The following is a 20,433-nucleotide window of genomic DNA, read 5'->3' on the forward strand; positions in this document are numbered from 1 at the left end:
CGAGCACCTCCATCACCATCGGGACGCGCCGAGATCGCGGGAGACCGCCCGTGCCGCGTCGCGCACGTGGCCGAGCAGCCGGGGGATCGGGCTGCCGTCGGCTTCACAGATCCGTTCCGCCGCGCCGGACACTCCGATCGCGCCGACCACGATGCCGCCGTGGCCGCGGATCGGCGCCGCTATCCCGGCCTCGCCGGTGATCATCTCGCCGTTCTCGCTCGCCCAGCCCGCTTCGCGCACCTTGCCGCAGGCGCGTTTGATCGCGGTCTGGGTGACCAGGGTCCGGCGGGTGTAGGCCTCCGGGCCGCCGGTGCGCAACGATGCCACGAGACCGGTGTCGTAGGCCAGAAGTACTTTCCCGAGCGCCGTCGCGTGCAACGGCAGAAGCGTGCCGACGTCGAGCGTCTGCAGGCTGTCGTCGGGCCGGAACACGTGGTGCACCACCAGGACGCGGCCCTCCAGCGGGGCGCCGATCCGGACTGCCTCGCCGCTGCGCGCGGCCAGCGCGTCGGCCCAGTTGATCGCGCGCGACCGGAGTTCGTTGACGTCGAGGTAGCTCGTGCCGAGGTGCAGCAGTGCCGCGCCCAGTTGGTATTTCCCGGTGTCGCGGTCTTGTTCGACAAAGCCGACCCCTTGCAGCGTGCGCAGGATCCCGTGCGCCGTTCCCTTGGCGAGTTCGAGGGAATCGGCGATCTCGCCGACCCCGAGACGGCCGGAACCGCGCGCCAGCAACCGCAGGATCGCGGCGGCGCGCTCGATGGACTGGATCGGACCGGGCACGGCCCAACCGTAGCCCGACCGGCCCTGATTCGACAATGTCGAACATCGTCTCCGGACGTTCGACAATGCCGACCGGTGTCCGTTGACCCGGCGTTTCCGCGAACTTAACTTCGGCCTCAGCAGGGCAACGGTGTCCTTTGTGGAGGAAGCAATGGTGCGAAACCTCAAGGCTCGCGGACTCGCGGGCGAACTGGCGGCGGAGTTCGTCGGGACGATGATCCTCATCCTGTTCGGCTGCGGGGTGGTGGCTCAAGTCGTCGCCGCGGGCATCGGGGATCACGACAGCATCGCGTGGGCGTGGGGAATCGGTGTCACGCTAGGTATCTACGTGGCTTCACGGATCAGCGGCGCGCATCTGAACCCCGCGATCACCGTGGCGCTCGCGGTGTTCAAGGGCTTCTCCTGGCGCAAGGTCGCGCCGTACGCCCTCGCGCAGACCGCCGGCGCGTTCGTCGCGGCACTGCTGGTGCGCTGGAACTACACCGAAGTGCTCAACGCGGCCGATCCCGGCCTGACGATCAAGACCCAGGGTGTCTTCTCCACCCTTCCGGGTAACGGAACCCTTCCGGTGGGTGACTGGGGCGCGTTCCGCGACCAGATCATCGGCACCGCCATTCTCGCCTTGGTGATCTTCGCCATCACCGACCTCCGCAACACCGCGCCCGCCGCGAACCTCGCCCCGGTCGTCGTCGGTTTCCTCGTGGTCGCGATCGGCATGGCCTGGGGCACCAACGCCGGGTACGCGATCAACCCCGCCCGCGACTTCGGCCCGCGGCTGATGTCCTGGCTCACCGGCTACGACACCGCGTTCACCGACCAGTACGGCTATCCGTACTGGTGGATCCCGATCGTGGCCCCGATCATCGGCGCGGTCATCGGTGGCGCGATCTACAAGTTCTTCATCGAGCGCTACCTGCCCGCCGATCCGGCGCCGGAATCGTTGCCCGCCAAGGATCTCAAGACCGCCGCCTAAGCATCCGAAGGAGAGAATCCATGCCTGACCACATCGGCGCCGTCGACCAGGGCACCACCAGCACGCGGTTCATGATCTTCGATCACGGTGGCAACGAGATCGCCCGTCACCAGCTGGAGCACGAGCAGATCCTGCCGAAGCCGGGCTGGGTCGAACACGATCCGACCGAGATCTGGGAGCGGACCCGCTCGGTGATCGCCACCGCGCTCAACAAGGCGAACCTCACCGCGGCCGACCTCGCCTCGCTCGGCATCACGAACCAGCGTGAGACCACCGTCGTGTGGAACCGCCGCACCGGGCGCCCGTACTGCAACGCCATCGTGTGGCAGGACACCCGCACCGACCGGATCGCCTCGGCGCTGGAACGCGCGGGCAAGGGCGACGTCATCCGCCGCAAGGCCGGTCTGCCGCCCGCCACGTACTTCTCCGGCGGCAAGCTGCAGTGGATCCTGGAGAACGTCGACGGCGTCCGCGAAGACGCGGAGAAGGGCGACGCGCTCTTCGGCACCACCGACTCCTGGCTGATCTGGAACCTCACCGGGGGATCCGACGGCGGTGTGCACGTGACCGATCCGACCAACGCGTCGCGCACGATGCTGATGGACCTCGAAACGCTGGAGTGGGACGACGAACTGCTGTCGTTCTTCGACATTCCGAAGCAGATGTTGCCGTCCATCCGGCCGTCGTCGAACAACGGCGGCTTCGGCACCACCCGCGCGGACGGCCCGCTCGGCGGCGAGGTCGCCATCACCGGTGTGCTCGGCGACCAGCAGGCGGCGACCGTCGGCCAGGTGTGCTTCCGGCCCGGCGAGGCCAAGAACACCTATGGCACCGGCAACTTCCTGTTGCTCAACACCGGCCACGAGGTCGTCCGCTCGAAGCACGGGCTGCTCACGACACTGGCCTACCAGTTCGGCGACGAGAAGCCGGTGTACGCGCTGGAAGGCTCCATCGCCGTCACCGGGTCCGCCGTGCAGTGGCTGCGCGACCAGCTGGGCATCATCAGCGGAGCTTCGCAGAGCGAGAGCCTCGCCCGTCAGGTCGAAGACAACGGCGGCGTCTACTTCGTCCCCGCGTTCTCCGGGCTTTTCGCGCCGTACTGGCGTTCCGACGCGCGCGGCGCGATCGTCGGCCTCACCCGGGCCACCACCAACGCGCATCTGGCGCGGGCGACGCTCGAAGCGATCTGCTACCAGACCCGCGACGTCGTCGAGGCCATGCAGAACGATTCCGGCGTCACGCTCGATGTGTTGCGGGTGGACGGTGGTGTGACCGCGAACGAACTCTGCATGCAGTTGCAGGCCGACATCCTCGGCGTGCCGGTGTCGAAGCCGGTCGTCGCCGAGACCACCGCGCTCGGGGCCGCCTACGCGGCGGGCCTGGCCGTCGGGTTCTGGAAGTCGACCGACGAGCTGGAACAGAACTGGAACGAGGACAAGCGCTGGACCCCGTCGTGGACCGACGAGCAGCGCACCGAGGGCTACGCGGGCTGGCAGAAGGCCGTCGGCCGCACGCTCGACTGGGTCGAGGTCGAGTGAGCCCGATGAACAGGAGGAACACCGTGAAATCCGTACCGCTTTCGCCGGTCTACCGTGCCGAGACGCTGCGCAAGCTGGCTCGCGAAGAGGTCGACGTGCTGGTCGTCGGCGGGGGAGTGACCGGTGCCGGCGTCGCGCTCGACGCGGCGTCACGCGGGCTCTCCGTCGCCCTCGTCGAGGCTCGTGACTTCGCCGCCGGGACGTCCAGCCGGTCCAGCAAGCTGATCCACGGCGGGCTGCGCTACCTGGAGAACCTGGACTTCAAGCTGGTCCGTGAGGCGCTGAAGGAGCGAAGCCTGCTGCTGCAGACGCTGGCGCCGCATCTGGTCCGGCCGGTGAAGTTCCTGGTGCCGCTCAAGCACCGCGTCTGGGAACGCGGCTACATCGGCGCCGGTGTCACGCTCTACGACACCCTCGGCGGGGCTCGCGCGCTGCCGCGTCACCGGCACCTGTCCAAACGCGGCGCGGGCAAGGTCGCGCCCGGGCTGGCCGAAGACGCCCTGATCGGCGCGATCCAGTACTACGACGCCCAGGTCGACGACGCCCGGCACACGATGACCATCGCGCGGACCGCGGCCGAGCAGGGCGCCTCAGTCCTCACCCGGGCCCGGGTGACGTCGTTGATCCGTGACGGCGAACGCGTCGTCGGCGCCAAGGTCGTCGACCGCGAGAGCGGCGCGGAGATCGAGGTCCGGGCGAAGACGGTCGTCGCGGCCACCGGTGTGTGGAGCGACGACATGGCGGAGGCGGCGGGCATCCCCGCGCCGTTCACCGTGCGCGCGTCGAAGGGCATCCACCTGGTGGTGCCGCGCGAGAAGATCGATCTGGACACCGGGCTGATCCTGCGCACGGAGAAGAGCGTCCTGTTCGTCATCCCGTGGGGACGGCACTGGATCGTCGGCACCACCGACACCGAATGGGATCTCGACCGCGAGCATCCGGCGGCCAGTCAGGCGGACGTCGATTACGTGCTCGGCCACCTCAACGCCGTCCTGCGCACGCCGCTCACCGCGGACGACATCGAGGGTGTGTACGCCGGGCTCCGACCGCTGCTGGCCGCGAAGGCGACCTCGACGACGAAGCTGTCGCGCGAGCACGCGGTGGCGCATCCCGTGCCGGGCCTGGTGATCGTGGCGGGCGGCAAGTACACGACGTACCGGGTGATGGCCTCGGACGCCGTCGACGTCGCGGTGGAGGACCTCGGCCGCCCGGCGCCGTCGTCGTGGACCGAACGGCTTCCGATCGTCGGCGCGGCGGGCTACCACGAACTGTGGGGTGCGCGGCATTCGCTCGCTCAGCGCGCCGGCCTGCCGCTCGACCGGGTCGAGCACCTGCTCCAGCGCTACGGCACCGCGATCGAGGACATCCTGGAGTCGATCTCGGAGCGCCCCGAACTGGGCGAGCCGATCCCGGGGACGGCGGAGTACCTCAAGGCCGAGGTGGTCTACGCCGTCTCGCACGAGGGCGCGCTGCACCTGGAGGACGTCCTGACGCGCCGCACCCGGATCTCGATCGAGGAGCGGGACCGCGGTGTGACCGCGGCGCCGGTGGTGGCCGCGCTGATGGCGCCGCTGCTGGGCTGGGACTCGCACCGGCAGGAGCGCGAGGTCGCCAACTACCTCGCCCGGGTCGAAGCGGAACGTTCCGCCCAGGCCCAGCCGGACGACGAAGCGGCGAACGCGAGCCGCCTCGCCGCCCCGGCGCTGATGTCCAGCTGAGTGAAGGGGCCTTTCACCGCATGCGATGCGGTGAAGGGCCCTTTCGTCGCATCGCATGCGGGCATGGTCCCCTTCAGCTCCGCTACTTGATCCAGTCGAGGTACCGGGTCGCGGCGATGCGGGCGCCGTCCTTGGTGGTGAGGACGTCACCCTTGACGGCGGAGAACATGCCCGCCGTCTCGTCCACGGTCACCGAACGGTCGTCTCCCTTGGCGGACAAGGTGATCCGGCCCAGTTCGTCCAGCGGGTAGACGTCCGGCCCGCCGACGTCGAGGGTGCCGTTCAACGGCTTTCCCGCCGAGACCTCGGAAACGGCGGTGGCGACGTCGGCCGCCGCGATCGGCTGGATCGGCGTGCTGGGCAGCCGGACGGTCGTGTCGTCGGACGTCCAGGACAGGACGGCGCCGACGAATTCCATGAACTGGGTGGCGCGGACGATCGAGTACGGGACACCGCTGTTCTTGAGGATGTCCTCCTGCAGCGTCTTGGCCTGGTAGTAGTCGAGCTCGGGGACCTGGTCGACGCCGACGATCGACAGGATCACGAAGTGCCCGGTGCCCGCCTTCTTCGCCGCGGCCACGAGGTTGTCCATCGAGGTCCGGAAGAACGCGGGGGAGGCCTCGTCGAAGGTCGGGGAGTTCGAGAGGTTGACGACCACGTCGGCGCCGTCGAGCGCGGTGTCCAGACCCTGGCCGGTGAGGAGGTCGACCCCGGTGGACGGCGAATGCGGCACCGCCTCGTGCCCGGCCTCGTTCAGGTTCCGCACGACCTGCGAGCCGATCAGCCCGGTCCCGCCGATGATCGCGAATTTCATGACCCAGTGCCCTTCGTCGGTGGATGTCCGCTAACCCGGACAACTCATGTCCGAGATAATACTCAGACACATTGTGTCCGAGTCAAGAGGCGGGTTAGAGTCATCCGGGTGAAGATGTCCGGTGGGGTCGAGTGGGCGCTGCACTGCTGCGTCGTGCTGACCTCGGTCGACGAACCCGCGCCCGCCGCGCGCCTGGCGCAGCTTCACGACGTCTCCCCGAGCTACCTCGCGAAGCAGCTCCAAGCGCTTTCCCGGGCCGACCTCATCCGGTCGGTGCAGGGGAAGGCCGGCGGTTACGTCCTCACCCGGCCGCCTTCGGAGATCACGGTGCTGGACGTCGTCGAGGCCATCGAAGGACCCGGTCCGGCCTTCATCTGCACCGAGATCCGGCAGCGCGGCCCGATGGCGACACCGCCCGAAGCGTGCACGGCGCCGTGCGCCATCAGCCGCGCGATGGCCAACGCCGAAGTCCAGTGGCGCGCGGCGCTGCGCGAGGTCACCATCGCGAATCTGGCCGACGACGTCAGGGGCGACTACGGTCCGGGCGCGCTCGCGGGGATCGGTGCCTGGTTCAAGGCCGCTGACGCCTAGCTGAAGGGGACTTTCCCCGCATGCGATGCGGGGAAAGCGCCCTTCGCCGCGTGAGACGCGGGCATGGTCCCCTTCAGCTCCTGGTCCGCATCAGCGCGGTGGCCGCCATGGTCGCGATCACCAGAACCGCCGCGAGCGAGAAGGCCTGCGCGGGGGAGTGCCCGCGCAAGTAGACGGTGCCGAACACCGCGACACCCAGCGTCGCGCCCATTTGCTGCACCGCGTTCAGCAGCCCGGCCGCGGAACCTGTCTCTTGTGGACGGACGCCCGCCAAAGCCGTGGTGAAGAACGGCACCGTGAACAGTCCCAGCCCGAGCCCGCCGATCCCGAGCGCGGGAAGCAGCGGTCCCGCCATCGCCAGCAGGGTTCCGGCGAGCAGCAGCGTCAGCCCGGCGAAGGCGACACGCAGTCCGTAGCGGGGCGCGAGCCATTTGCCCGCCATCCACGACGACACCGCGAGGCCGCCAGACCACGGCAGCAGCGTCAAGCCGGACTCCAGCACTCCGCGGCCCTCGTCGAGTTGCTGATGCAGGACCACCACGAGCATCGACCCGTTCATCACCGCGAAGAACAGCGTCGACGCCGCCAGCGCCGCGGGGAAGCCGCGACGGGCGAACAAACTCGGCTCGACCAAAGGATGCCGCCGGTTCCGCTGGTGGAATCCGAACAGCACGAGCACGCCGGCGCCGCCGGCGAAAAGGCCCCAGTTCCACGTATCGATCAGGGGCAGCACCAGCAGTCCGACGCCGAGCGAGACGAGCACGGTGCCCGGGACGTCCAGCCGGACCGGCCGTTCGGCGCGGTCTTCCGGCAGCAGCCGTCCGGCCACCAGGATCGCGATCGAGATCGGCACGTTCACCAGGAACGCCGCCCGCCAGGACACCAGATCCGTCAGCAGGGCGCCGAGCAGTGGCCCGCTCACCGCGGACAAGCCGACCACCGGCCCGTTCCAGCCGAGCGCCGCGGCCAGCGCGGGGCCGGTGAACAGGACCTTGATCAATCCGATGGTCTGGGGGATCACCAGGGCCGCCGCCATTCCCTGCGCCGCTCGCGCGCCGATCAGCACGCCGGTGCCCGGCGCGAACGCGCAGCACAGCGACGCGAGGGCGAACACGGCGACACCGGACAGGAACACGCGGCGGCGGCCCAGCAGGTCGCCGAGCCTGCCGCCGGTGATCAGGAGAACCGCGAACGGAAGTGTGTAGGCGGCGCCGAACCAGGGGATGGCGGACGGGGGTCCGCCCAGGCCGGCGTGGATCGCCGGACCGGCGACCTGGGTGATCGTCGCGTCGAGCACGTTCATCGCTTCGGCCGCGAGCAGGATGGCGAGCGGGGCCGGACCGGTCTTCGTCACTTGCATGGCCGAGATCGTGCGGCGAGGATGAATCCTGTTCCAGGAAACCGGCCTCGGATGGGCGAAATTTTCCATGCTCGACGACATCGACCGCGCTTTGATCCATGCGCTGCATCTCGACGCCCGTGCGCCGTTCAGCCGGATCGGCGCGGTGCTCGGCGTTTCGACACAGACCGTCGCCCGTCGCTATCAGCGGCTTCGCGCCGAAGCGGGGTTGCGAGTGGTGGGCCTGCCCGATCCCGACCGGGCGGGGCTGACGCAGTGGCTCGTGCGGCTCACCGCGCAGCCCGCCACCGCGCGGACACTCGCCCGCTCGCTGGCCAAACGGCCGGACACGTCCTGGGTGAAACTCACCTCGGGCGGCACCGAGATCGTGACGATCGCGCATACGCCGAGGCATTCGCCGAGCGCGATGCTGCTGCACGACATCCCGCGTACCGCGAGCGTCACGGCGGTGTCCGCGCATTTCATCCTGCACACCTACCTCGGTGGCCCGACCGCGTGGCACGGGCGGGTCACCGCGCTGACCGGGGAGCAGCAGGACGCGTTACGACTGCCGGAACCCGTCGCGGACGACGTCCCGCCGACCGCGGCGGACCACGCGCTGATCGCCGCCCTCCGGCACGACGGCCGGGCGAGCATCGCGGATCTCGCCACCGCGGCCGGTCTTGCGCCGGCGACCGCGACACGACGCCTGTCCGACCTTCGCGCGCGGGGCGCGCTCTTCTTCGACGTCGAGATCAGCGCGGCCCTGTACGGCGTGACCACGCAGGCGTTCCTGTGGATGGCCGTCGCGCCGGCGGACCTCGACGAGGTGGCGACGACGCTGGCCACCCACGAGGAGCTGGCTGTCGTCGTCGCCACGACCGGGCCGACCAATCTGGCCGCGCAGGCGCTCTGCCCGGACCCCGCCGCGTTGCATCGCTACCTCACGCACCGCCTCGGTGCGCTGCGCGCGATCCACACGGTGCACACCGCGCCGGTGCTGGAAATCGTGAAGGCGGTCGGACCGCTCACCGGCTGAACCGGTCCGCATACTCCTTGACCCACTGGGCGAACGTCCGGGCCGGTCGTCCGAGCACTCGCTCGACCGTGTCGTCCACGGTCCTTGCCTCCACCGGCGGATCGCTGTGCCAGCCGATGACGTATTCGGCGTCCTGCGGGGAAACGCCGTCGGCCAGCAGCCGGTCGATCGCCTGCTGCCGCGTGATCCGCTCCAGTGCGAGGTCACGGCCGAGGGCGGTGCCGAGGATCGCGATCCGTTCGCGGGTCGTCAGCGCTTCCGGGCCGGTCAGGTTGTAGACCTTGCCCGAGTGCCCGTCTTCCACGAGCGCGGTGGCGGCGACGGCGCCGATGTCCGCTTCGTGCACCACCGCGCTGGGAAGGTCGAACGGCTCGCGGATCACGCCGTCGGCGCGGACGGAGTCGACCCAGGTCAGCGCGTTGGACATGAACTCCTGCGGCTCCAGTCGCGTCCACTCCGCGCCGGACTCGGCCATGGCCTGTTCCGTCGGCCCGGCGTAACCGCCCCACACGATGGTCATCCGCCGCACCCCCGCGGACACGGCGCGCTCGACCAGATCGGCGCCGACGTCGGCGAGACCGGCCGTCACCGTGATGTGCAGCCGCGTGACCCCGTCGAAGTCGAGCGTTTCCGGCGCGGTGTGCGTGCCTTCCACCAGCTCGACCCCCGCCGGAAGCCGGGCCGTGGCGGGATTCCTGGTCAGTGCCCGGACGCGTTCCCGCGCCGGACGAGCTCGGCCACCACGTGGCGGCCGGTGTTCCCGGTGGCCCCTGTCACCAAGACGGTCATCGTCGCTCCCTTCGTTTCCCGTGAAGGTAAAAGCTCGAGTAATGTGGAGGTCAAGCGGACCGATCAGGAATCGAGAAGCGTCCGCACCGGGGTCGTCCCTAGCGTCGTCCGCACAGGAAAACGACACCGGGAGGTTTCCATGAGCAAGCGCATCCGGACGTTCCACCGCTGGACGTCCCTCGTCTTCGTCGCCACCGTCATCGTCTGCTTCGTCGTCGTCGCGCAGGGGGACCCGGCCGAATGGGTGCTCTACACGCCGCTCCCGCCGCTCTTCCTGCTGATGTTCAGTGGCCTCTACCTGTTCGCGCTGCCGTACACCGCCAAGCGGCGTAACCGGCGGCAGGTGGCGGGGTGACGGACAGGGTCTTAGTTCACGGCAAAAATTAACTTTCGTCGTACCCGCCCGAAACCCTTGACGTGCTCGCCGGGTCCGGTGAGGATCGGCCGGTCCCTCCTCCCGCAGAATGGACCAGACCATGGCAAGACGTTCTCGTGCGCGCCGAAGTCCGCTCATCGCCTTGATGAGCCTCACCCTGCTCGGCGGGGCCGTGGTGGCCGCGCCGTCCGCGGGTGCGGCCGAACAGCCCGTGATCGGGAAACCCGCGCTCGACCGGGACGGCTGTGCCCGGATCGAGAAGAGCCTGCCCACCCTCGCCGACTGGCCGAAGGTCGAGAGCCGGTTCAAGGGCAAGACCGGTGACGAGGCGCGGATCGCCCAGATCCTCGGGGGAATGACCCTCGAGGAGAAGGTCGGGCAGATGGCGCAGCCCGAGATCGCCGCCATCACCCCCGACGAGGTTCGCCAGTACTCCATCGGCTCGGTCCTCAACGGCGGCGGTTCGTGGCCGAACCAGGACAAGCACGCTTCGCAGCAGGACTGGCTGAAGCTCGCCGACTCCTACTGGGACGCCGCCAAGACCAGCCGGACGAAGATCCCGGTGATCTGGGGCATCGACGCCGTGCACGGCAACAACAACGTGTACGGGGCCACCGTCTTCCCGCACAACATCGGTCTCGGCGCGGCGCACGACCCGTGCCTGGTGCGCGACGTCTCCGCGGCGACGGCCCGGCAGATCCGCGCCACCGGTCAGGACTGGGCCTTCGCGCCGACGCTGGCCGTCGTGCAGGACGACCGCTGGGGCCGCACCTACGAAGGGTTCTCCGAGGACCCGCGGATCACCCGGGCTTACGGCTACGAGGCGATCAACGGTCTCCAGGACGGCTCGACCAAGCGCATCGGCTACAACGGCGTGATCGGCACCGCCAAGCACTTCATCGGTGACGGCGGCACCCTCAAGGGGCAGGACCAGGGCGTCACCCCGGCGTCCGAAGCCGAGATGATCAACGTCCACGGCCAGGGCTACTACGGCGCGCTCGCGGCGGGCTCGCAGACCGTGATGGTGTCGTTCAACAGCTGGACCAACGCCGAACTCGGGATCGACGAGGGCAAGCTGCACGGCAGCGACAAGGCGCTGAACCAGATCCTCAAGGGCAAGATGGGCTTCGACGGTCTCGTCGTGTCCGACTGGAACGGCATCGGCCAGGTTCCGGGCTGCACCAACGCCTCGTGCCCGCAGGCGATCAACGCCGGCATCGACGTCGTGATGGTCCCGCACGACTGGAAGGCGTTCATCACCAACACCGTCGCGCAGGTCAACGGCGGTCTGATCCCGGTCTCGCGGATCGACGACGCGGTGACCCGCATCCTGCGCGTGAAGCTGCGCTCCGGGCTGTACGAGTCGCAGAAGCCGTCGGATCGCTCCTACGCCAACTCCGACGACGCGCTCAAGGAGACCTGGCTGGCGCGTGACGCGGCGCGCTCGTCGCAGACGCTGCTGAAGAACAACGGCAACGTGCTGCCGCTGAAGCCGAAGTCCAAGGTCCTGGTGGTCGGCAAGAGCGCGGACAGCATCCAGAACCAGACCGGCGGCTGGACGCTGAGCTGGCAGGGGACCGGCAACACCAACGCCGACTTCCCGAACGCCACGTCGATCCTGGCCGGGCTCAAGCAGCAGCTCGGCGACGTCAACGTCACCTTCGACGAGAAGGGCGACGCCGACCCGAAGGGCTACGACGCCGTCATCGCCGTCATCGGGGAGACCCCGTACGCGGAAGGCGTCGGCGACCTGACCCGCAAGACCCTCGAAGCCTCGAAGCTGTACCCCGAGGACCTGGCGGTGCTGGACAAGGTCAGCGGTAAGGGCGCACCTGTCGTCACCGTCTACGTCGGTGGCCGTCCGCTGTACATGAACAAGGAGATCAACCGCTCCGACGCGTTCGTCGCGGCCTGGCTGCCCGGCACCGAAGGCGGCGGCGTCGCCGACGTCCTCGTCAAGGGCGGGTTCAAGGGCACCCTGCCGTACTCGTGGCCGAAGAGCGCTTGCCAGACGCCGCTGAACCCGGCGTCGCCCGCGTACGACCCGTTGTTCAAACTCGGCTATGGCCTCAAGACCGGCCAGCGCGTCACCGTCGGGCAGCTGGACGAGACCGTCGGCCCGGTGGCCTGTGGGTCGACCGGTGGCGGCGGCACCGCGACCGAGGACCTCGAGGTGTTCAACCGCACGGATGTCGCGCCGTACAAGGGTTTCATCGGCTCCGCGCAGAACTGGGGCGGTACCGAGATCGGCCCGGACGGCGCCGCTTCGCACGCCGAGATCGACGTCGTCCAGTCCGACGTGAACGTCCAGCAGGACGGGCTCAAGTCGACCTGGACCGGGACCGGCCCTGCCCAGCTCTACTTCCAGAACCCGGCCGGTACCAACGATCTGCGCGGATATCTCAACGCGGACGCGGCGCTGGAGTTCGACACGATCGTGCACCAGGCACCGGCCAACCGGACGGTGATCAGCATGCACTGCGTCTACCCGTGCTTCTCGGAGGTGAACGCGACCAAGCTCTTCACCGATCTGGCGGGTGCGCCGAAGTCGACGGTGAAGATCCCGGTGTCGTGCTTCGCCACCGGGCTGGACCTGGAGAACGTCAACACGCCGTTCCTGGTGTACACCGACGGCAAGTTCTCGGCTTCGTTCGCGAACGTGCGGTGGGTGCCGAAGGGGGCTCAAGATCCCGACGCGAGACCTTGCTCGAGTCTGAACTGACCCCCTCGCGCGTGCTATGAAAGGCCCGTTACTTGCAAATTTTGCAAGTAACGGGCCTTTCATAGCACCGGTGACCCCCTCACGAAGGCCGGTTCATGTCCGGGATCTCGATGTGCACCGGCCTGCCTTCCGAGAGCCACAGCCGGATGTACCGCCGGATCGCCTCGTCCAGCACCCAGGCGACCGGCGGTACCAGCGGCAGCGGGATGAGCTTTTCGTGGAACGCCACCAGCGCCGGGAACGCGGTACCGATCAGCGGGTCCCAGATCCGCTCCCGCGGGATGCCGTTCCACTCGGAGACCCGGTCACCGACGATGTGGCGGGCCAGCGCGTTGACCATCGGCCGGTCGGTGCCGCCCGGGCTGGTCTGCTCGGCGAGCATGTCCAGGAGGATGTCGGTGAGTTCGACGCCCTCGCGGGTCGGTCCCATCGCCGGGTCCAGCACCTGCGTGGACTGCGAGTAGGCGGCGTCCCAGGTCGACGGCAGGTACTCGTCGCTGATCCCGAGCATGTGCCCGGTCACCTGCCAGATGTGCAGGTACGCGGCCGAATGGGCGGGGGAGACCCGGACGCGCCAGTCGGTCAGCTTGCGCATCGTGTAGGTCGGCAGCGTGTGCCAGGTGACCAGCATGTCGTTCTGGCTGATCGGGATTCCCTGCTGCCAGTGCGGTGATCGCGGCAGCAGATGCCGGACGGCGGCGTGCACCAGACGGGTCTTCACCGCCGAGACGATCATCTGGCCGTCGGGCCGGTAGGCGTTGAGCGAACCGACGTCGTAGCCGAGTTTGGCCGTCTTCGCGACGCGGTCCTTCATGTCCGCGCCGCCCTTGGAGTAGTAGACCGCCCTGGCCTCGTTCGGGATGGCGGTGCTCAGCATCCCGCCGCCGAGCCCGTTCAGCAGGTTGACGAAGCGCCCGCTGACCTTCATGAAATCCGCCGCCTTGTCCAATGTGGACTGATCGGCCCACGACGGGAGCCGTCGCGAGTACTCGACGAACTCCCGCAGGTCCGGTGGGAGCCCGGACGGCGTCGGCTGGTCGTTCCTGGTCCAGGTCCGCAGCGCGCGGTTGACCTCCGCGACCTGCCCCCGGTCGAGGACCGCGGCGACCACCGGATCGGCTTCGGCGTCCCACACCCATTTCGGATCGGTGCCCGCCCCCGCGCCGGCCACCGAACCGCTCGGACTCCACGCCCGGGCGGGCTGGGCCATCCCCATGGCCCCCAGCAGGGTCGCTCCGCCACTGACGATCAGCATCTTGCGTCGATTGAGTTCGGTCATGCGCCAGTACTCCTCCTTGAGTCCCGGACCTGCGGATTGATACTGTGATACAAGTAGTGCAACCGCGTATCTCAAGGAGAGCACAATCGTCGCGAAGACACCAGACCCGGATTCTCTGCTGGAGCGCGCGCTCACCGACGCGCTCGAACGCGCCGAGGAGGGCGACGCGATCGCGCTCCGGCTGCTCGACGCCGCCTACGAGCAGTTCTGCCGGATGGGGATCCGGCGGTCCACCATGGAGGACGTCGCGCGCCGGGCCGGTGTCTCGCGGATCACCGCCTACCGCCGGTTCGCCACCAAGGACGCCCTGGTCGAACAGGTCGTGCGGCGCGAGTTCCGGCGCTACTTCGACCAGTTCCTGCTCGATATCCAGCAGGCCGAAACCGCCGCGGACCGGGTGGTGCTCGGCTTCGCCAGCGCGCTGCGGGCGATCCGGCACAACCCGCTGATCGGCGGGCTGATGGCCGTCGAGCCCGACGTGCTCGTCCCGTCGATGGTCAGCGACGGCGGCAACACCCTGGCGACGGTCCAGCGGTTCGTCGCGGGGCAGCTCCGCCGCGAGCAGCAGGCGGGCAACGTCTCGGAAGACGTCGACGTCGAACTCGTCGCCGAACTGATGACCCGGGTCTCCGCGTCGTTCCTGGTCACCCCCAGTCAGGTCATCGATCTCGACGACGACGAGCAGGTCCGTGAGGTGGCTAGGCGGTTCCTGGTCCCGATGCTGCGGCCGCGACAAGGCCGTTGATCAGCAGTTCCAGTGCCCGGACAAAGTCCCGCTCGGGATCGGCGGACCTCAACGCGGGTATCGCGCGGCTGAAGTGCGGCAGGACTTCGGGGTCGACTCGCCGGAGATAGAGATCCGCCTGTTCCCGTTCGGATTCGCCGCGGCGCGGCATGGTGAAGCCGACGGTCGTCAGCAGCAGGGAGCCGAAGATGAGACTGTTCAGCGCGCCCAAGGTCTGGCGGACGCCGTCGTCTTCGAAGCCGGCTTCGTAGAGGGCGCCGACGAGATCGTCGAGCGGTTGCAAGGCCCGCAGTGATTTCGGGTTGGCCTCGTCGGTGGCCAGCGCCATCGGCACGACCGGATGCCGGGCGAGCGCGCGGTAGATGTTGAGCGCGGTGACCCGCACCCGTTCCGGCCACGGCGAATCCGGGTCCGCGCGCTCGATGCCGCTGTAGACGCGTTCCGCGATGCCGTCGAGGATGTCGGTCTTGTTCTGCACGTGGTTGTACAGCGCCATCGCTTCGACGCCGAGCGTCTTGGCGAGCTTCCGCATCGACAGCCCCTTGAGGCCCTCTTCGGCGGCCAGGGCGAGCGCCGCGTCCAGGATCTTCTCCCGGTTCAACGGTTCTCTCCGCGTCATCTCGCGCCCTTCGCTTGACAGGTTTACGGTGTATCTATCATATTTACAGCGTAAATGTACGCTGTAAATACGGGGGTGTCGTGAACGACGTGATCATCGTGGGCGGGGGACCGGTCGGTCTGTTGCTGGCAGGAGAGCTCCGGCTGGCCGGAGCCGATCCGCTCGTCCTGGAGTCGGCCGACGGGGCCGTCCGCCGGAACCGGAGTTTCGGGCTGCGGGGGATCAACGGCCGCACCTCGCAGTCCTTGCGGCTGCGTGGCCTGACCGAGGCGTTCTCGAAGGCGCAAGGCGAGATGTCCGGGCTTGCGCGGCAGCTGAACGGAAGTCGCTCCAGGGGGCACTTCGCCGGGTTGCCGCTCGTCGAGGACGAGGTCCAGCCTGGTGCGGCCGGCGGATTCATTCTCAAACAGCATGTGCTGGAAAAGGTTCTCGCCGAGTGGGCGGCCGGGCTCGGCGTCCGGATCCACGCGGGCCGCGAAGTGGTCGACGTCGTCCAGGAGGACGACGCGGTCCGTGCCGTGCTCGCCGACGGCCGGTCCGAACGGGCCGCCTACCTGGTGGGGTGCGACGGCGGCCGCAGCGTCGTGCGCAAGCGGGCCGGGATCGCGTTCCCCGGCACGGACCCGACGATGACCGGGCGCATCGCCTCGGCCGACCTCGCCGATCCCGGCGCGGTGAAGTCGTCCATGCACGGTCCCGGCGGGATGGTGAACCTGTCGCTGGTCCCGGGGGAGATCGCCACCATGGAGTTCGACGGCGGGCCGGACGACCGGGACGCGCCGCTGACAGCCGAGGAGATGCAGGCGAGCATCGGCCGCGTCAGCGGAATCGACGTGACGGTGACCAGGCTGGACGGGGGAATCCGCTTCAGCGACAACACGCGCCAGGCGGCCACCTATCGGCAGGGGCGCGTGCTCCTGGCGGGCGACGCTGCCCACGTGCATTCACCGATCGGCGGCCAGGGGTTGAACCTCGGTCTTCAGGACGCGATGAACCTCGGCTGGAAACTGGGCCTGGTGGTGCGGGGCGGGGCGCCGGAGTCCTTATTGGACACCTATACCGCGGAACGGCACCCGGTCGGGGAACGGGTCCTGCGCAACACCCGCGCGCAGGTCGCGCTGATGCGGCCCGGACCGCAGGTCGCCGCGCTCCGGGAGGTGATGGAGGAGACGCTGGGGATCCCGGCGGCCAAACGGTACTTCATCGCGATGGGGAACGGGACCGACATCGACTACGCGCCGGACTCCGTCCATCCGCTCGTGGGCCGGTTCGCTCCGGTGCCGCTGGTGTCCGAGGACGGTCACGCGCTTCTGGCGGAGGACGCAGGTTCGGTCTTCCTCGTGAGGCCGGACGGCTACGTCGCCTGGGCCGCGCCCGTCGGCGAAACGGCCGGGTTGGACGAGGCACTCGCACTCGTCACGGCGCACGTGTATAAAGTGAAACGAGTGTTCAAAATGTAACGACTGTTCAAGTTATGGAGTGTGCCGTGGCAGGCCAGTACAGAGAGCTGTTCTCCGCGAAGGGCTCGCTCGCCTTCTCCGCCGCGGGGCTGCTCGCCAGGATCCCGGTCCCCATGATGGGGATCGGGATCATCACCATGCTGGCGCGGACGCGCGGCGACTACGGCCTCGCCGGACTGGTCTCGGCGGCGTTCACGTTGTCCATGGCACTGCTCGGCCCGCAGGTCTCGCGGCTGGTGGATCGCCGGGGGCAGGGCCGGATCCTGATGCCGGTGACGGGGATCAGCGTGCTGGCGATCGGCGCGCTCCTGCTCTGCGCCCGGTTCGGGGCGCCGGACTGGACGCTGTTCGTGTGCGCGATCCTCGGCGGATTCATGCCCAGCATGGCTGCGATGGTCCGGGCCCGCTGGTCGGCGCTCTACCGCGGCTCGCCCCGGTTGCACACGGCGTTCGCGCTGGAATCGGTGGTCGACGAACTGACGTTCGTCATCGGGCCCGCGCTGTCGGTGGCGTTGTGCACCATCGTCTTCCCCGAAGCGGGACCGTTGCTCGCCGTGGTGCTCCTCGCCGCCGGGGTGCTGCTGTTCGTCTCGCGGCGAGAGACGGAACCACGCGTCCTGCCGCCGAGCGGAGCGGCGGGAAGTTCGGCGATCCGGCTGGGCGCGGTGCGGGTGCTGGTGCTGACGCTCGTGGCGGGCGGTGTCATCGTCGGCGCGGTCGACGTCGTCAGTGTGGCGTTCGCGGGTGCCGTCGGGTCGCCGTCGGCGGCGGGCGTCGTCGTCTCGGTCTACGCGGTGGGCTCCGCGATCTCCGGACTGGCCTTCGGGACGCTCAAACTGACCATCGCCCCGCCCCGGTTGCTCCTGATCGGCACCGCTGGCACGGCGGCGAGTGCGGTGCCGTTGCTGGCGGTGGACGGCATCATCGGCCTGTGCGCGGTGGTCTTCGTCGCCGGTTTGTTCTTCTCTCCCACGATGATCGTCGTCATGGGGATGATCGAGAAGATCGTCCCGGCGGAGAAACTGACCGAGGGGATGACGTGGGCGATCACCGGTCTCAGCATCGGCGTCGCCCTGGGCGCCGCGGTGTCGGGAGAGGCCGTCGACCGCTTCGGCCCGGGTGGCGGATTCGCCGTCGCGGTGGTCGCCGGTGGCTTGATCATCCTGATCGCCCTGCTCTCGTATCCTCTGCTGACCAGGAAGACCACGACGCGTGAGGAGGCGGCATGCTGAACGAGCCGATCGCCGACGGCCGCCTCGCCAAAGGTGAGCAACGCAAACGGGAACTGATCGAGGCCACCCTGCGCGTCGTCGCGAGGGACGGGGTTTCGGGAGTCAGTCACCGCACGGTCGCCCGGGAGGCGGGGCTGCCCGCGACGGCGGCCGCGTACCACTTCCAGGGGATCGAAGACCTGCTGACCGCCGCGCTCACCCAGTGCATGGACGAAGACGCCGAGCGGATGCGTGCCCTCGCCGCGGAACCCGGCGGAGACGCCCTGCCGAAATTCGCGGCCCTGCTGGCCCGCGTGGCCGCGGAACCCGGGCACCTGCTGGCGGAGTACGAGCTGTACCTGCTCGCCGCGCGGGAGCCGAGACTCCGCGAGTCGACCGATCGCTGGATGTCGGCCCTGGCGGACTTCGCGCGCCGTCACACCGACGATCCGGTGCGGGTCGAGATGCTGGTCGGTCTGGTGGACGGGTTGCTGCTGCAAGGATTGCTGCGCGACGAACCACCGGCTGCGGACCGGTTCGAGGCCATCCTGCGGACCGCACTGACCTCGTGAGTGGTAAGGACGGTTAGAACCGTCCTTACCACTCACGAGGTCCGGTCAGGCGGTCGCGGGCGGCGACCAGGTCAGCCGTGGGTCCGTCTGGATGAAACTGCCCAGCAGCTGGTCGATCCGCGTCAGCACGTCGAGGTCCAGGACCACGCCTGACGCCTTCGCGTTCTCGGTCACCTGTGCCGCGGTGCTCGCCCCGGTCACCACCGAGGCGACGGTGTTGTGCTGCAACGTCCACGCGAGCGCCAGCTGGGCCATGGTCAGCCCGGCGTCGTCGGCGACGCCGCGCAGCATGCCGACGCGTTCGAGGAGGTCCGGGAAGAGCAGCGGCCGGGCCTCGCCCACCCTCGCGCCCCGGGAGTCCGGCGGGATCTCGCCCGGCCGGTACTTGCCGGTCAGCACGCCCTGCGCGAGGGCCACCGACGCGAACTGGCCGATCCCGGCGCGTTCGCACACCGGCATCACCTGGGCCTCGGCGACCCGCCAGAGCATCGAGTAGTGCGGCTGGTTGGCGATGAGCGGGACGCCGTGCCGGTCGGCGATCGGCCGCGCCTCCAGCAGTTGTTCCGCCGTCCATTCCGCGGTACCGGCGTAGAGGATCTTCCCTTGCCGCACCAGATCCGACAGCGCGAGGAACGTCTCCTCCAACGGCGTGCGGTAGTCGAACCGCAGCAACTGGTAGACGTCGATGTAGTCGGTGCGCAGGCGCCGCAGCGATCCGTGCAGCGACGTGGTCAGGTGCTTGCGGCTGAGGCCGGCGTCGTTGAGGCCCGGGCCTTCGGGCCAGAACACGCCGGTGCACAGGACGAGATCGTCACGGCGCGCGGCGCTCAGCGCGGCGGCGAGGTTCTCTTCGGCGGCGCCGCCGTCCCAGGCCGCGGCGGTGTGGAAGGTCGTGATGCCCGCGTCGAGCGCGGCTTGGACGCATTCGGCGCCGTCGGGGTGCGTGAGCCAGTTGCCGTACGAGATCTCGCTGACGGACAGTCCGCTCGCGCCGAGCCTGCGGTGGTCCATGCTCACCTCTTCCGCGCGCCGGTTTCGAGGATGGTGCGGTCGATCCAGGCGTCGAGACCCGCCGCCTTGCGCGCGTAGGTCTCCCGTACCGATTCGTGCGGCAGGATCAGGAACTCCTCCGAGGCCAGGCCGTGGATGACGGATTCCGCGACGTCCTCCGGTTCCAGCAGTGGTGCCGCGGCGGCGATCGCGAGTGCGGCGGGGTGCCCGGCGGCGATCCCCGGTTCCAGCAACGCGGTCCGCACGCCGAGCGGGCACAGCGCGCTGACCTGCACCCCGCGCGGCCGGTAGGTGATGGCCAGCCATTCGGCGAGTCCGACGGCCGCGTGTTTGGTCACCGAGTAGGGCGCGTCGCCGGGGGTGCCGAGCAGGCCCGCGCCCGAGGCCGTGATCAGCAGATATCCCTGGCCCCGGCTCAACATCGCGGGAAGCGCGACCTGTGCGGCGTGCACATGCTGCATGACGTTGATGGCCCACGATCGCGACCATTGCTCGTCGGCGGCGTGCACGCCCGTCCCGAACGCGGCACCCGCGTTGGAGCAGAACAGGTCCACCGGGCCGAACTCCGTCCTCGCCTCGGTCACCAGCATCTTCAAGTCCTCTTTGGACGACGCGTCGGCGTGGCGCGCGATGGCGGCACCGCCGGCGGCCGTGATCCCGGCGACGACCTTCTCCGCCGCGTCGAGGTCGAGGTCGGAGACCACCACTCCGGCGGCGCCCTCGGCGGCGAACCGCCGGGCCATGGCGGCGCCGATTCCGTGTGCCGCGCCGGTCAGCACGACGACTCGTCCTGTCACTTCCACATGCGCTCCATGGTTATCGATACTGCTTTCGATGACAATTCTTCTGTTTTGTTA

At 69.1% G+C, this 20,433-nt stretch carries 19 protein-coding genes; 11 read left to right on the plus strand and 8 right to left on the minus strand.

Annotated features, from left to right (window positions below; genetic code table 11):
• Nucleotides 1–12: 12 nt before the first annotated feature.
• Nucleotides 13–780, minus strand: a complete 768-nt coding sequence (locus tag ACLJRM_RS43185) for an IclR family transcriptional regulator (protein ID WP_016335197.1) — start codon at nt 778–780, stop codon at nt 13–15.
• 151 nt (nt 781–931) lie between these two features.
• Here ACLJRM_RS43185 and ACLJRM_RS43190 point away from each other — a divergent pair, with 151 nt between their 5' ends.
• The 3 genes from ACLJRM_RS43190 to glpD are packed head-to-tail and all read left to right on the plus strand — an operon-like array spanning nt 932 to nt 5,009.
• Complete coding sequence (locus ACLJRM_RS43190; protein WP_101608590.1) at nt 932–1,753, plus strand: MIP/aquaporin family protein; 822 nt, start codon at nt 932–934, stop codon at nt 1,751–1,753.
• A 20-nt stretch (nt 1,754–1,773) separates the two neighbouring features.
• Nucleotides 1,774–3,291: a glycerol kinase GlpK gene (glpK, locus tag ACLJRM_RS43195; RefSeq protein ID WP_410605171.1), complete on the plus strand. Its 1,518-nt coding sequence runs from the start codon at nt 1,774–1,776 to the stop codon at nt 3,289–3,291.
• Nucleotides 3,292–3,296: 5 nt separating this feature from the next.
• Nucleotides 3,297–5,009: a glycerol-3-phosphate dehydrogenase gene (glpD, locus tag ACLJRM_RS43200; RefSeq protein ID WP_410666331.1), complete on the plus strand. Its 1,713-nt coding sequence runs from the start codon at nt 3,297–3,299 to the stop codon at nt 5,007–5,009.
• An 82-nt stretch (nt 5,010–5,091) separates the two neighbouring features.
• Here glpD and ACLJRM_RS43205 read toward each other — a convergent pair whose 3' ends face one another.
• A complete protein-coding gene (locus ACLJRM_RS43205) occupies nt 5,092–5,823 on the minus strand; it encodes an SDR family oxidoreductase (RefSeq protein ID WP_101608588.1) in 732 nt (243 codons plus the stop codon).
• Between the two features lie 108 nt (nt 5,824–5,931).
• On the opposite strand from ACLJRM_RS43205, the gene ACLJRM_RS43210 reads away from it, so the two are divergent.
• Nucleotides 5,932–6,414 (plus strand): RrF2 family transcriptional regulator, encoded by a 483-nt coding sequence (locus ACLJRM_RS43210; RefSeq protein ID WP_410666332.1) that lies wholly within the window; start codon nt 5,932–5,934, stop codon nt 6,412–6,414.
• A gap of 73 nt (nt 6,415–6,487) precedes the next feature.
• On the opposite strand, the gene ACLJRM_RS43215 is transcribed toward ACLJRM_RS43210, so the two are convergent.
• Nucleotides 6,488–7,774, minus strand: a complete 1,287-nt coding sequence (locus tag ACLJRM_RS43215; RefSeq protein WP_410666333.1) for an MFS transporter — start codon at nt 7,772–7,774, stop codon at nt 6,488–6,490.
• A 67-nt stretch (nt 7,775–7,841) separates the two neighbouring features.
• Here ACLJRM_RS43215 and ACLJRM_RS43220 point away from each other — a divergent pair, with 67 nt between their 5' ends.
• A complete protein-coding gene (locus tag ACLJRM_RS43220; RefSeq protein WP_410666334.1) occupies nt 7,842–8,792 on the plus strand; it encodes an Lrp/AsnC family transcriptional regulator in 951 nt (316 codons plus the stop codon).
• Here the strand turns inward: ACLJRM_RS43220 and ACLJRM_RS43225 are convergent.
• A complete protein-coding gene (locus tag ACLJRM_RS43225; protein WP_410666335.1) occupies nt 8,782–9,447 on the minus strand; it encodes a hydroxylase in 666 nt (221 codons plus the stop codon). The genes ACLJRM_RS43220 and ACLJRM_RS43225 overlap by 11 nt on opposite strands.
• A 273-nt stretch (nt 9,448–9,720) precedes the next feature.
• Between ACLJRM_RS43225 and ACLJRM_RS43230 the strand changes: the two genes are divergently transcribed.
• A complete protein-coding gene (locus ACLJRM_RS43230; RefSeq protein ID WP_101608584.1) occupies nt 9,721–9,936 on the plus strand; it encodes a hypothetical protein in 216 nt (71 codons plus the stop codon).
• A gap of 166 nt (nt 9,937–10,102) precedes the next feature.
• A complete protein-coding gene (locus tag ACLJRM_RS43235) occupies nt 10,103–12,679 on the plus strand; it encodes a glycoside hydrolase family 3 protein (RefSeq protein WP_410666345.1) in 2,577 nt (858 codons plus the stop codon).
• Nucleotides 12,680–12,758: 79 nt separating this feature from the next.
• On the opposite strand, the gene ACLJRM_RS43240 is transcribed toward ACLJRM_RS43235, so the two are convergent.
• On the minus strand, nt 12,759–13,958 hold the full coding sequence (locus ACLJRM_RS43240) for an oxygenase MpaB family protein (protein ID WP_410666336.1): 1,200 nt from the start codon (nt 13,956–13,958) through the stop codon (nt 12,759–12,761).
• Nucleotides 13,959–14,127: 169 nt separating this feature from the next.
• Between ACLJRM_RS43240 and ACLJRM_RS43245 the strand changes: the two genes are divergently transcribed.
• A complete protein-coding gene (locus ACLJRM_RS43245) occupies nt 14,128–14,703 on the plus strand; it encodes a TetR/AcrR family transcriptional regulator (RefSeq protein ID WP_410666346.1) in 576 nt (191 codons plus the stop codon).
• Here the strand turns inward: ACLJRM_RS43245 and ACLJRM_RS43250 are convergent.
• The gene (locus ACLJRM_RS43250) at nt 14,657–15,322 is read right to left on the minus strand and encodes a TetR/AcrR family transcriptional regulator C-terminal domain-containing protein (RefSeq protein WP_410666337.1); all 666 of its coding nucleotides are present in this window, start codon (nt 15,320–15,322) and stop codon (nt 14,657–14,659) included. The two genes, ACLJRM_RS43245 and ACLJRM_RS43250, sit on opposite strands and share 47 nt — an antisense overlap.
• Nucleotides 15,323–15,402: 80 nt before the next feature.
• Here ACLJRM_RS43250 and ACLJRM_RS43255 point away from each other — a divergent pair, with 80 nt between their 5' ends.
• The 3 genes from ACLJRM_RS43255 to ACLJRM_RS43265 are packed head-to-tail and all read left to right on the plus strand — an operon-like array spanning nt 15,403 to nt 18,565.
• Entirely contained in the window at nt 15,403–16,782 is a 1,380-nt protein-coding gene (locus ACLJRM_RS43255; protein WP_410666338.1) for an FAD-dependent monooxygenase, read from the plus strand.
• Between the two features lie 26 nt (nt 16,783–16,808).
• Nucleotides 16,809–18,014, plus strand: coding sequence for an MFS transporter (locus tag ACLJRM_RS43260; protein WP_410666339.1), 1,206 nt, complete (start codon nt 16,809–16,811; stop codon nt 18,012–18,014).
• A complete protein-coding gene (locus ACLJRM_RS43265; protein WP_410666340.1) occupies nt 18,008–18,565 on the plus strand; it encodes a TetR/AcrR family transcriptional regulator in 558 nt (185 codons plus the stop codon). The genes ACLJRM_RS43260 and ACLJRM_RS43265 overlap by 7 nt, the downstream gene beginning before the upstream one ends.
• Before the next feature lie 45 nt (nt 18,566–18,610).
• Here ACLJRM_RS43265 and ACLJRM_RS43270 read toward each other — a convergent pair whose 3' ends face one another.
• Both ACLJRM_RS43270 and ACLJRM_RS43275 read right to left on the minus strand, forming a co-directional pair.
• Complete coding sequence (locus tag ACLJRM_RS43270) at nt 18,611–19,576, minus strand: aldo/keto reductase (RefSeq protein WP_410666341.1); 966 nt, start codon at nt 19,574–19,576, stop codon at nt 18,611–18,613.
• Nucleotides 19,577–19,578: 2 nt separating this feature from the next.
• On the minus strand, nt 19,579–20,379 hold the full coding sequence (locus tag ACLJRM_RS43275; protein ID WP_101608577.1) for an SDR family oxidoreductase: 801 nt from the start codon (nt 20,377–20,379) through the stop codon (nt 19,579–19,581).
• Between the last annotated feature and the right edge of the window lie 54 nt (nt 20,380–20,433).

This window comes from Amycolatopsis sp. lyj-84 (assembly GCF_046549075.1).
Lineage (GTDB): Bacteria > Actinomycetota > Actinomycetes > Mycobacteriales > Pseudonocardiaceae > Amycolatopsis.